Origin of the sequence: Amphritea sp. (assembly GCF_048266285.1) — a bacterium.
Lineage (GTDB): Bacteria > Pseudomonadota > Gammaproteobacteria > Pseudomonadales > Balneatricaceae > Amphritea.
In genome coordinates, this window is record NZ_JBLWZV010000003.1 from 309,102 (window position 1) to 321,819 (window position 12,718).

General features: G+C 50.2%; 11 protein-coding genes. 10 read left to right on the forward strand and 1 reads right to left on the reverse strand.

Annotated elements, in window-relative coordinates; translation table 11 throughout:
* The first annotated feature begins 39 nt into the window (after nt 1-39).
* From dinG to sixA, 6 genes are all read left to right on the forward strand, one after another.
* Nucleotides 40-2,160 carry an ATP-dependent DNA helicase DinG gene (gene dinG, locus ACN0T0_RS06765; RefSeq protein ID WP_417224453.1) on the forward strand — a complete coding sequence of 707 codons (2,121 nt, stop codon included), beginning with the start codon at nt 40-42 and terminating at the stop codon, nt 2,158-2,160.
* A 23-nt stretch (nt 2,161-2,183) separates the two neighbouring features.
* Nucleotides 2,184-3,590, forward strand: a complete 1,407-nt coding sequence (gene rhlB / locus ACN0T0_RS06770; RefSeq protein ID WP_417224454.1) for an ATP-dependent RNA helicase RhlB — start codon at nt 2,184-2,186, stop codon at nt 3,588-3,590.
* 18 nt (nt 3,591-3,608) lie between these two features.
* The gene (locus ACN0T0_RS06775) at nt 3,609-5,051 is read left to right on the forward strand and encodes a protein adenylyltransferase SelO (protein WP_417224455.1); all 1,443 of its coding nucleotides are present in this window, start codon (nt 3,609-3,611) and stop codon (nt 5,049-5,051) included.
* 73 nt (nt 5,052-5,124) lie between these two features.
* Complete coding sequence (locus tag ACN0T0_RS06780) at nt 5,125-5,352, forward strand: hypothetical protein (RefSeq protein WP_417224457.1); 228 nt, start codon at nt 5,125-5,127, stop codon at nt 5,350-5,352.
* 86 nt (nt 5,353-5,438) lie between these two features.
* Complete coding sequence (locus tag ACN0T0_RS06785; RefSeq protein ID WP_417224459.1) at nt 5,439-6,470, forward strand: NAD(P)H-dependent glycerol-3-phosphate dehydrogenase; 1,032 nt, start codon at nt 5,439-5,441, stop codon at nt 6,468-6,470.
* Nucleotides 6,470-6,922: a phosphohistidine phosphatase SixA gene (gene sixA, locus ACN0T0_RS06790; RefSeq protein WP_417224461.1), complete on the forward strand. Its 453-nt coding sequence runs from the start codon at nt 6,470-6,472 to the stop codon at nt 6,920-6,922. Before ACN0T0_RS06785 ends, sixA begins: the two co-directional genes overlap by 1 nt.
* On the opposite strand, the gene ACN0T0_RS06795 is transcribed toward sixA, so the two are convergent.
* Nucleotides 6,864-8,741, reverse strand: coding sequence for a Wzy polymerase domain-containing protein (locus tag ACN0T0_RS06795; RefSeq protein WP_417224462.1), 1,878 nt, complete (start codon nt 8,739-8,741; stop codon nt 6,864-6,866). The genes sixA and ACN0T0_RS06795 overlap by 59 nt on opposite strands.
* Nucleotides 8,742-8,900: 159 nt before the next feature.
* On the opposite strand from ACN0T0_RS06795, the gene ACN0T0_RS06800 reads away from it, so the two are divergent.
* The 4 genes from ACN0T0_RS06800 (at nt 8,901) to ACN0T0_RS06815 (ending at nt 12,673) form a co-directional block, all read left to right on the forward strand.
* Nucleotides 8,901-9,755: an alpha/beta fold hydrolase gene (locus ACN0T0_RS06800; RefSeq protein ID WP_417224464.1), complete on the forward strand. Its 855-nt coding sequence runs from the start codon at nt 8,901-8,903 to the stop codon at nt 9,753-9,755.
* 55 nt (nt 9,756-9,810) lie between these two features.
* Complete coding sequence (locus ACN0T0_RS06805; RefSeq protein WP_417224466.1) at nt 9,811-10,653, forward strand: DUF4892 domain-containing protein; 843 nt, start codon at nt 9,811-9,813, stop codon at nt 10,651-10,653.
* A gap of 80 nt (nt 10,654-10,733) precedes the next feature.
* Nucleotides 10,734-11,636, forward strand: a complete 903-nt coding sequence (locus ACN0T0_RS06810; protein WP_417224468.1) for a patatin-like phospholipase family protein — start codon at nt 10,734-10,736, stop codon at nt 11,634-11,636.
* 134 nt (nt 11,637-11,770) lie between these two features.
* Nucleotides 11,771-12,673 (forward strand): DMT family transporter, encoded by a 903-nt coding sequence (locus tag ACN0T0_RS06815; RefSeq protein ID WP_417224470.1) that lies wholly within the window; start codon nt 11,771-11,773, stop codon nt 12,671-12,673.
* Nucleotides 12,674-12,718: the final 45 nt, after the last annotated feature.

Genomic DNA, 12,718 nt, shown 5'->3' on the forward strand with positions numbered 1-12,718 from the left:
GCTAGAATGTCCGTCGTTACGGTGTATTAGGGCAGTCAGGTGCTTTCAGAAGAGATAAAAAAAGAGATACAGGGGGCGTATAGACGCTTTCTTGAGAGCCGTCAGCTTAAGCCGCGTATGGGGCAAAAGCAGATGATTGCAGAGGTTGCGAAAGTGCTTGGCGCCATTATGGAGGATGACAAATCCCACCGCTTGGGTGAAAAGCATGTGAGCGTCATTGAGGCGGGTACCGGTACCGGTAAAACCATTGGCTATTTATTGGCGGTTCTGCCGATCGCTAAAGCAAAGGGTAAAAAGGTAGTGCTTTCCACCGCGACGGTGGCTTTGCAAGAACAGCTGCTTAATAAGGATCTTCCTGAGGTGGCGGAACATGCGGGATTGTCTGTCACCTATGGCTTGGCCAAGGGGCGCGGCCGCTATTTCTGTATCAGTAAGGCGGAGCAGCATCTCGATGCCCACGGGGCATCCGGTCAGCAGGCGTTGTATGAAGACGAGCAAGCGCTACGTATCGATGGTGAAACCGCCGAGTTCTATAAGAGCCTATTAAATGAGTTTGCCTCAGGTCGCTGGGATGGTGATCGCGATAACCTGAGTCAGGATATCAGTGAACAGGATTGGTATCCGCTCACCAGTGATCATCTACAGTGTACCAATCGTCGTTGCAGTAATTTTTCCGCCTGTAGCTTTTTCAAAGCCCGTAAAGACCTTGATCAGGTCGAGTGTGTGATCGCCAACCATGATATCGTGCTGGCCGATTTAGCGTTAGGTGGTGGTGCTATCCTGCCGGATCCGTCTGAGACCATTTATATCTTCGATGAAGGTCACCATTTATCTGATAAGGCCAGCGGTCACTTCTCCTTTAACTTGCGGCTTAAGTCCACCGAACGTTGGTTATCCGGCACGATTAAACAGCTGGATAAAATGCTCGATCAAAGCGGGAATCCGCAATTAATGCGTGATTACATTGAGCACCAGCGTAAGCCGATGGAAGATTTGCAGGTGGTGTTGAATAACTGGGCCGAACTGATCCGGCCGATCTTATTGAGTGATGCCTTTACCCGACCTAAAGAACGCTACCGTTACCCGAGTGGCGTGGTGCCTGATGAGGTTAAGCAGTTTGGTTTACAGGTAGAGCACCTAGCGGCTCGGATGGGCACTAAGATGGAGATGATCCTAGATCTCCTGAAAGAGTCGTTGGATGGCGATGGCAGTATTGACCGTCAGGCCGCCGAAATGTGGTATCCCCGGGTTGGCATGATGGTGTCGAGAATGCAAAACATCACTGGCCTAGGGCGTTCGATGGGGCATGTGGACGCTGAGAATAGTACGCCAACGGCACGTTGGATCAGCTTGGTGGAAACCGCCCAAGGGTATGACTTTGAATGCAGTACTGCCCCCGTGTCGGCGGCGCAGATGTTACATATGAATCTGTGGCAGCACTGTTATGCAGCGGTGGTGACTTCGGCGACATTAACGGCGTTGGGGCGTTTTGATCGGGTTTTAGCTGATCTAGGCTTACCCGCCGATACCCCCTGTTTTAGCTTAGCCAGCCCTTTCGATCATTATAATGCAGCGGAACTCTATGTCCCGCCGATGAAAGTTGAAGCGAATGACCCTGAATTACATACCCAAGCGGTCACCGATTATCTTAATAATCATTTAAAAACTGATACCGGTACACTGGTATTGTTCAGCTCATGGCGGCAAATGAGATCAGTGCTTGCCAGTCTCGACGAAAAGCTCAACAATAGGGTGCTGTCGCAGGGCGATTTCAGTAAAAATGAGATTCTGAAACGTCATAAGGCCGAAATTGATGAGGGGCGAGGGAGTGTTATCTTCGGTCTCGCTTCTTTTACTGAGGGAGTTGATCTTCCCGGTGACTATTTGACGGAAGTTATTATCACCAAGATCCCCTTTAGTGTGCCGGATGATCCGGTGGATGCCACTATGGCTGAATGGATACAGCAGCAAGGTGGAAACCCTTTTATGGAATGGTCAGTGCCGATGGCATCGGTGCGCTTAACTCAGGCTGCTGGACGGCTGCTGCGAACTGAGCAGGATAGAGGACGCATCGTATTGCTGGATCGACGTGTTGTGACTAAACGTTACGGTCGACAATTACTCGACTCATTGCCGCCATTTCGACGAAATATTAGCTAACCGTTCGCTTAAGCGGATAAGGTATGACTTTGTTAAAGAAAATATTTAAGCCATCAGACGCGACGCCGTCTGCCAATATAGAAACGTCGGAGACGACACCCGTACTACCCGCAACCGTGCCCAATGAGAGTCAAACAGGTAATGCCGCGCGTAATACATCCAGTAGTGGCGATCATAAGCGACAGCAAACCCGTGAGAGCAAAACCTCAGGCCCGTCTCAGACTAAAAGCTGGCGCCGTGAGGATTTTGCCGTAGCGCCGGTGGAAGGGAAGCAGCGTTTCCATGATTTCGATCTGCCTGATGATGTGATGCACGCGATTGCGGACTTAAATTTTGAATATTGTTCTGATATTCAGGCGGCAACGCTGATCGAATCACTTGAAGGTCGGGATATTATTGGTAAGGCCCAGACCGGTACCGGTAAAACAGCGGCCTTTCTGATCAGTATTATTACCGATTTGCTGGATTACCCGCTGGAATATAAAGCGGCTAAAGGGGTGCCCCGGGCGCTCATTATTGCACCGACCCGCGAACTCGCATTACAGATTGCATCGGATGCAGAAGAGATGGGTAAGTATGCCGATATCGGTGTGGTCGCCTTGGTGGGCGGGATGGATTACGACCGTCAGCGTAAACAGCTGGCGGCGCGTCCAGTCGATATTCTAGTAGCGACGCCGGGCCGTTTGATCGATTTCGTACGTTCATCTGATGTAGACCTCGGTGATGTGGAAGTGATGGTGCTTGATGAAGCCGATCGAATGCTGAGTATGGGCTTTATTCCCGATGTACGTACTATTATTCGCCATACCCCGCGTAAAGGTGATCGTCAAACCTTGCTTTACAGTGCCACCTTTACCGATGATGTGATGAGTCTCGCCCGTCAATGGACGGTGGATGCTAAGGTGATCGAGATCGCCCCAGAGCAAAAGAGTACCGATTCGGTGGAGCAGTTGGTGTATCTCGTTTCACGTCAGGATAAATACCGCTTGCTGCGTAACTTTATGCAGCTGAATCAGTTGGAGCGGGTTATCGTGTTTGGTAATCGTCGTGACGAAACGCGTCGGCTAGCTGAGCGGTTACAGAAAGATGGCTTAAAAGCTGCCTTGATGTCCGGTGAGATCACCCAGCAAAAGCGGGTTAAAACACTGGATGATTTCCGTAGTGGCAGAATCAATATTCTGGTCGCCACCGACGTGGCGGGCCGAGGGATTCATGTCGACGGTGTTAGTCATGTGATCAACTACGCACTGCCGGAAGATGCGGATGATTATGTTCACCGTATTGGCCGTACTGGTCGCGCAGGTTCTACCGGCACTTCTATCAGTTTTGCGACTGAGGATGATGCCTTCCTATTACCTGAGATCGAAGAGGTAGCGGGAGTGAAAATGAAGTGTGTCTATCCGGACCCCAATCTGCTTGAAGCGGTTTAACCTTGACGGCGGTAGGTGATGATGAAATGGGCTGGCTTGGATCAATTGCAGCTAGAAAACCGCTTTCGGCAGTTGCCTGCACCGTTCTATCAGTCGGTGACGCCACAGCCGCTTAAAAATCCTCACTTGGTTGCTTTCAGTACTGAGGCTGCCGCGTTGATCGGGCTAGATCCCTGCCAAGCGTCAGCGCAGCAATTGAGTGAGTATTTTAGCGGTCAGCGGCTACTCAACGGCAGTGATCCTCTGGCATCGGTTTATTCCGGGCATCAGTTCGGTGGTTACACGCCACAGCTGGGAGATGGTCGTGCAGTGTTACTCGGCGATATTGCCGGTAGTGATGGTCAGCGGTGGGAGTTGCAGCTTAAAGGTAGCGGTAAGACGCCTTACTCACGCCATGGTGATGGCCGTGCAGCGCTGCGTTCGGTGATTAGAGAATACCTCGCCAGTGAAGCTTTGGCAGCCCTCGATGTACCCACCACCCGAGCGCTTTGTATTATCGGTAGTGAAACCCAGATCTATCGCGAATCAATCGAGTTTGGTGCTTCAATGGTGCGAATGAGCCCCAGCCATATACGCTTTGGACATTTTGAATATTATTACTACAGTCGCCAGCCAGAACAGTTAAAGCAGTTGGCTGACTTTGTGATTGAGCATCATTACCCCCATGCAGCAGAACAAGCAAACCCTTATTTAGCCATGTACACCGAGGTGGTTGAGCGTACGGCACAGTTGTTGGCGCGTTGGCAGGCACTAGGCTTTTGCCATGGAGTGATGAACACCGATAATATGTCGATTATCGGTGTGACGCTCGATTATGGTCCCTTTGGTTTTCTTGATGATTACCAACCCGATTATATTTGCAACCGCTCGGATGAACGCGGTCGCTATGCATATCAGCAACAACCCTCAATCGCGATGTGGAACTGTGTCTGTTTGGCACAAAGCTTGAGTGGCTTGGTTAAACAGGCCGACCTTGAAGCGGCGTTACAACATTTTCAGCCGATTTATGCCATAGCTTATACCGAACGGATGAAGCTGCGGTTAGGTATGCTGGGCAAAACAACTCAGGATGGCGACCTGATTAGCCGCTTTTTACAGCTACTGGAACAACAAAAAGCGGATTATAATGAGGCTTTTATTGCTCTCGAGCAGGCGCTTGATGGCGAAATCGAACCGTTAACCACGTTATTGGCTGGGGCTGCGGATTTCACCCCTTGGTTCGGTGACTATGTTGACCGTCTCGAGGGTAATGCTACGGTGATAATGGCACAACACAATCCTCGGGTTATACTGCGTAACTATCTGGCGCAGCAGGTGATTGAACGGGCTGAGCTTGGTGACTTTACGGATCTTGCTCGGCTTTATGGGGCGTTAAAGACCCCCTTCGATGCACCCTTGAGTCAATACAATCAAGCAACCCCGCAGTGGGGTAAAAATATTTCGCTTAGCTGCTCATCCTGATGGGTGAGTCTGGCCGTGCTTGGCCCGCAGCAGAAGAGCGATAAAGATGACTATCAGGAATAAAGAGGACCCTATGGATAAACATAAAACTGGCCTGATTAGTCAGGTGTTGTCGATTGTTGTGAGCTTGTTCTTTGTGTTTATTGCGGTCAGTGGTTATCAACGTACCGGCGATATCTCATTGGCGATGCTGTTTGGCCTGTTGGCGGTAGTGGGCTACTTTATGGTTAAATTTTTATTTCTTGGGGTGAATAAACTATTAGATTCGTTGGATGATAAGCACAATCAGCGATCTGAATAATAACGCCCTGCTAGGTTCTGCTTAAAGAACGGTTTCTTTAAGCATATTTTTTATACAACGCTTTGAATACATGTAAGGAATCTCTGATGACGGACAGGGTAAAAGTTTCAGTACTTGGCGGCGGTAGCTTCGGTACTGTGATAGCAAACCTGATTGGCAGTAAAGGGGTGGATGTAAGCCTGTGGATGCGCGATGCCGGGCGAGCGGAAGAGATCAATCGCAACCATGAAAACAGTCGATATTTGCCCGGTTGCTCGATATCTGAACAGGTAACGGCGACGGCGGATCTGGCGCAAGCGTTGAGCGGCGCCAAAATTGTATTTGTCTCAATCCCGAGCCAATCGTTTCGTGAGGTTATCCGCCAAGCCAAACCATTTATGACAGTGGATCAGATCATCGTCAGTACGACTAAGGGCATTGAAGCGAAAACCTTTAGCTTGATGAGTCAGATTCTAGCTGCGGAGTTACCCGATAACCCTATTGGGGTGATCAGCGGACCTAACCTCGCGAAAGAGATTGCCCAGAAGCAACTCACCGCGACGGTGATTGCCAGTGATAGTGAAGAGGTTCGCACAGCGGTACAGGATATTCTGCATTGTGCCTTTTTCCGTATCTATGCCAGTACCGATATGTACGGCGTTGAACTCGGTGGCACACTGAAAAATATCTACGCTATCGCCTCAGGACTCAGCGCTGCGTTGGGCATGGGTGAAAATACCAAAAGTATGCTGATGACGCGAAGTCTGGCTGAGATGAGCCGTTTTGCCGTACAACTGGGGGCGAATCCGATGACCTTTCTGGGGTTGGCCGGTGTTGGCGATCTGATCGTTACCTGCTCATCGCCTCTGAGTCGTAATTACCGGGTTGGCTATGCGCTAGGTGAGGGCAAAACGTTGGATGAGGCGGTTGCCTCACTTGGTGAAGTTGCCGAGGGTGTTAACACGCTGCGTTACGTCAAAGAGAAGGCCGATCAATTGGAGATCTATATGCCGTTGGTTTGCGGTCTTTATGAGGTCGTTTTTAATGGCGCGCCAGTCTCTCAGGTCGCTAAAATGATGATGCTCAATACCCAAAGCAGCGATGTGGAGTTTGTCCTACCACGGGACAATGATTGTTAATGCGATTACTGTTATTGCGCCACGGTGAGGCGGGCTATGACGCCCCGAGTGATGTCCAGCGGCATTTGACGGAGCAGGGGCGGCTGCGAGTGCAACAGATGCTTAAACAGCATTCAGGCAGTCTTGCCGGACTGGAGCGGATTGTCCATAGTCCCTACCTACGTACCTGTCAAACCGCTCAGTTGGTGCAAGACCAGCAACCGGCGGTGTGTGAATCTTTGGCGCTATTAACACCTGAATCATCACCTCAGCAACTAGTGGACTGGCTGGCTCTGCAAGCCGATAGCACATTGATGCTGGTGACCCATCAACCCCTGATAGGTCAGTTGGTTTCGCTGCTGCGTGACGGTAACCTATTACGCCCGGAACCCATGTTACCGGGCGCGCTAGCCGTTATTGAGCTGGCGTTTCCTGCCGCAGGGCTGGGGCAACTGCAGATGATGGTGCGCTAGCCACGCTGGGGCTTACGACGGCTTCAGTCGTTGCTGTAGTGGTAACGGCGGTCTTCGCCACTGGTTTTATTTCCGACATTCCCGCCGCAGCGTCTTTGATTAAGCGGGCACTTTCAAGCAGTGATGGTATCTTTGGATAGCGGGCCAGACCCGCATCAATGATATTGATCGCATTGTCTTTATCGCCAGTGGCCAGATAGGCGCGGGATAGATCAATATACAGCTGAGGAATCGGCGTGTACTCAATATAGGGCACTGCCCAGGTGATAAACTGCGGTGCAAATCGCCCTTGGTGTGCATTGAGTTCACGTAACAGCAGGGTGCGCATAAGGTAGAGCTCGGCTGAATCCCTGAAGAACGGATTGCTAAGTGCTGGTTGGAGTAGTGCGGGTTCTGCCATCCGCCCTTTGAGGAAACGGATCACACTGCTATTCGCCTGTATGGTTTGTAACATTACCCCGGTCACAATCACCGCCAGACTGATAGCCGCAACCCCGGTAGTGATCTCTGCCGAACGGCTTAATGTGAGCGGCTTAGTACGGCGGCTGTGGTGGAGTATGACAAAACTCAGGAATAGCAGTAAAAACCACGGGATATTACTGATATAGAAGGGCAGCTCCACCTGAGTATGTAAACCAATCGGTAGCAGCAACGCCGTATAACTCAAGCCACGACGCCAACCGCATTGGCAGGCAGCATACAGAATAGCTAGCACAGAAATCAATATACCAGCGATGGCAATCAGGCCACCCTCGACCAACCAGAACATTAGCTCGTTATGGGGATGACTGAGACGCTGTGGAGGCAGGTTGGCGTCTGGGAAGCGATTTAAGTAATCTACTTTTTGGTCATGCCAAACTTTTTGGAAGCTACCGATCCCATAACCACTCAGTGGCTGTTGGCGGAACAGTTCTAGAGATATGTTATAGATATTGATACGGCTATTAGAACCGTTTTGTGCCACGCCGGCTTCATTGAGTGAGGTGAGGTCGCCGAGCTTGCCAGAACTGCGTTCAATCCCTTGGCTGCCCATCAATAGGGCGGCAGTGATCGTGAGTATGACGGCGAGGGTTAGTGATTTGCGTTTGAGCCACTGACGCCCGTTGCACAGAATCAGTATGACCACGCCGGCCGTTGCGCCAATCAGTCCGACCCTTGAGCCGGAATAGGCAACGATAAAGCAGCTAAGAAAAATGCTTGCCAGTAGGGTCAGTGTAAATAGCGGGCGCGGGCTCAAACTGACCGGGCGACTCAGCAGGTAAAGGCCGATCATCAATACCGTCGCCTGAAACGAGGCATGAATATTGATCTGCTGGAAAATACTGTAGGGGATCTGTTTGCTCGGAGTGATATAGGTTGTGAGAATATTCGGCCAGATAATCTGGGAGATACCATAAAGGCCGTGAACAATACCCGCCAGCAGCACTACGATTAATGCTCGTTGTACATCCCGCGGGGTAAAGCGAAACTGAAATAGGGCAATGAGAAACAAAAAGCCGCCAAAAATATAGAGTTGTCGAAACAGCCACTCGGTCGGCAGAAAGTTATCGACGATAAAACCGAGTATGATCATGCTGATGGGCAGGGCAGCCATCGCTAGCCAGTATTTTGGATAACTAAATGTTTTAGTTTTTAGCATCAGCAGCATAGCGCCAGCGATGACCAGAATAGCGGCTATCCAGAGGCTAATGTTGTGTGAAATTGACATCCCTTCACCGCCAAGGTTCGGTTGAAAGAAAAGGGTGGCCGGAAGAAAGAGTAAACCGAGCAGCCATAAACCCGTCTGTTGTGGTTTAATTTTTGATAGAAGGTTATTCATCAAGGGCCTCGGTGATCGGGTAATATATAGGATTAGTTTATACTGGGCTTGAAACTATCTGTTTTAAAAGAAAAAACAGTGAAGATACTACCCCATTTTTGTATTCTGATACATGCTAGCTAAGCATCAACAGTGATGATTTTCAGGGTTAATGGATCAATGACGCATACAGATATAACACATGAGTTACAGTTTGACGTTAACGGCCACCGGATTGCGGCCAAGAGCTGGGGGCCTGAGGACGGCATTCCGGTGTTGGCATTGCATGGCTGGCTTGATAACGCGGCTACCTTTAACCGTTTAGCACCTCATTTGCAAGGTGTGCGCTTAATCGCCCTCGATTTGATGGGGCATGGATTTTCCGATCATCGGCCTGCATCGATGCCCTATTATATTTGGGATAATGTGCAGGATGTTCTTGGCGTTGCGGATCAGCTCGGTTTACCGACGTTTTCTCTACTGGGTCACTCAATGGGCGCCAGCATTGCCACGTTAGTGGCCGGCGGTTTTCCCGAACGGGTGTCAAAGATGGTGCTGATCGAAGGCATTGGCCCTTTAGTTACGCAGGCGGAGCACACGGCGGAACAATTGGCCGCGGCGATCAAGAAGCGGGTGAGAATGCAGACGCGCTTGGCGAAAGGCTATCGTGATGCGGATATTGCGATCACCGCGCGTATGAACGGTCGTTGGCCTGTTGATATACAGGCAGCTAAATGGTTGGTTGAGAGAGGGCTCGAAGAACGTGAAGATGGCTTTTATTGGCGCAGCGATCCTAATCTGATGCTGCCCTCGATTATGCGCATGACTGAAGCGCAGGTGGAGAGTTTTCTGACCCGAGTGACGGCCGATACCCTGCTGATTTTGGCGCAGAATGGTATACCTCAAAGTGAACGACGTATCTCATTGTTGCAACAGTGCACCACAAAAAGATTAAAAGGCGGCCATCATTTACATCTAGAAGCGCAGGCGGTTGGGCAAATTGCTACACTGATCAATGAGTTTAAGTTTGCTTAACCTTATTCGACACAGATTATTCATGACCGTACGCTAATAAGCATAAGGAATATTAATGAGGATTCGAACACTTTTACCGCTAGGGTTGCTGCTGTTAAGTTTTACCGTACAGGCGCAGAGTGATGTCGCGGGTAGTCGAGATCCACTGCAGCTTCCCCGCTTTCCTTTGAGCTGGATTGTTAGCTTTGATGAACAGCAGATTCCCGAGTACGAACTGGCCACCGGACCGATGCGAAAACTTGAGGGGGTCATTGCGCCGGAACAGAGTAAGGTGATTAAAGGTGATCTGACCCGTATTACCTATCGAGTGTCCGACATACATACACCGGAACAGGTGTTTCGTTATTATCTTGAGTTGCTAGGATCACTAAAGGCAAACATTCTATTCCAATGCAGTAGCCGTCAATGTGGTAGCAGTAATCAGTGGGCCAATAACTATTTCGAGGTTGCTGAGTTATATGGTATCGATCGAACTCAGTTTTTTGTGTCAGCCAGCCTGGGTAATTTGCAGTTAGCCCTTTACACGGTGCAGCGGGGTAACCGTAGAAGTTATGTTCAGCTCGATCTTATTCAACCTTTGCAGCAATCGGCGGATACCTTGGCCACCGATATCAAACAGCGAGGTTTTAGCTGGCTGAATGAGCCGGACAGTGCAGAGCCGTTGCTAGATTATATGATGCAAAATCCGACCCAGCAGGTATTGATCGGTAGCTATAACAAAGCAACGGGTGTCTCCCTCGAAGAACAGCTACAGCAAAGCACACGGGCGGCCCAAGCCTTTATTGCTATGCTGACCGGGGCGGGTATTGATCCGGCACGTATAGCAACGGTCCCTGTGGGGCCTGCACTACCGGTTGATGCACCGTTAGTGTCGGGTTTATGGGTCCAGCTGCGCTAATCTGGTTTACTCAGCAGATATCGAGACTCTAAATGTATCGGCCTGGATAGGCCGGTACTGGGAAATCAAGGAGCTGATCTATGAAAACCACGGTATCGCTGGTACTCGGTAGCGGAGGCGCTCGCGGTTATAGCCACATCGGTGTGATTGATGAGCTAAATCGACGTGGCTATGACGTCGTTTGTGTTGCTGGCAGCTCTATGGGGGCGCTAGTAGGCGGAGTCTATGCCGCCGGGCGGTTGGAGGAGTATCGCGATTGGGTGACCAGTCTTAGGCGCATCGATGTGTTCAAGTTGATGGATCTAACCCTGCGAGGTGAAGGCACCATTCGTGGAGAGCGGTTACTGATTAAGCTGCGTGAGATCATCGGTAACCCGTTAATTGAAGAGTTACCCATTAGTTACACCGCCGTGGCAACCGATTTAACCCATCAAAAAGAGGTGTGGTTTCAGAAAGGCTTAATGCTCAATGCCATTAGGGCCTCTATTGCCGTGCCTGGCTTTTTTACCCCAGTCATTGAAGAGGAAAGGGTGCTGGTGGATGGTGGGGTGTTAAATCCGATTCCGATCATACCCACCGTGGCAGCTCATGCTGATCTGATTATTGCCGTCGATCTAAATGCGGATCAGCAGCGTAATCATGTGCAGTTGCCCGATACACGCTATCTGGAACGTTCTGGCTTTAGTGATGAATGGCAGCATGATACCTCAGCAGAGAGTGCGTTGGCTCAGGGCAAACCTGTGCTAAAAGACAATCCCGTGCATAAAGCGACTGGCCGTATCGATGTATTGCTTAATTCAGTTGAAGTGATGCAGGCTTCATTGGGTAAGTATAAAGTGGCGGGCTACCCACCGGATCTGTTGATCGGCATACCCAAAGAGGCCTGTCGTTTCTATGACTTTCATCGAGCCAAAGAGATGATTGAGTTAGGCCGTACGATCGCGCAGAAAAGCTTGCAACAGATGGAAAAATCGATGCGTTGACGTTCATCTCTCATAGCCTATTAAGCAGGCTTTTTCATAAAGAGTTTATGCGTAACGGGGTTGGTCGTTATGTGTTTAAACTTTTTTCTGCTTTTACTTCGCGAAACTCTATATTTTTAATTATTGAGGTTTATATGCCATTGTCGCCTGCAGCCCGCGCAGATCTGCTGCTGTTACTCGTCACCCTGATTGCTGCTGCAGGGTGGATTTTTTCAAAAGAGGCGCTACTAGAGATGCCTCCTTTACTCTTTATTGGGGTTCGTTTTCTATTAGCCGGGCTAATTCTGTTGATTCCCGGTTACCGCGGCTGTTTAAAATTACTGCAACAGCGTCAGATCGTACCGGTGTTGGGGCTTGGCGTATTGATGACCGGCGCGCTGTTATGTTGGATTATGGGGTTGTATCAGGGCCATCATCTTGGTGAGGGGGCATTTATAACCAGCATGGGCGTGGTGTTAGTGCCGGTGATGGCTTGGCTGGTTTATAGAGAACGGGCGCAGCTGAGTACCTGGCTATCGTTACCGGTTGCTATTGCTGGGTTAGGCCTATTATCGCTTGAAGGGGGTATCTCCTTGGCCGCAGGACAGTTTTGGTTTTTGGGGGCGGCGCTGCTGTTTTCGGTGCATTTCGTGTTGGTGTCGAGAATGGCGCTAGTGGTGCCCAGCTTGATTCTGACCGCTATTCAGTTATTGATCGTAGGCGTCGGTGGGATTGCCGTGTCTGCTTGGCTTGAAGCGTGGCCCGATAGCTTGAGTCCTACGACTATCAGTTGGTTGTTGGCCAGTGCATTGATTGCCACGAGCTTACGTTTTGCTTTGCAAACCTATGCTCAAAGCTTGGCCTCGGCGAGTCATGTAGCGCTGATCATGACCCTCGAGCCGGTGTGGGCGGCGTTATTGGGTGCAATCATCTATGCTGAGGTGATGAGTCCGTTACAGCTCGGTGGCTGCAGTTTGATTTTTATGGCGATGTTGGTGAGCCGATGGCGTTGGCTGAAACCGCTGTTTCGAGTGTCTTTGTTGAGTGCTCGCCGTTAATGGGGTTGAGCGGATTCACGATTTAGGCGAGGAGGGTTAGGCGTT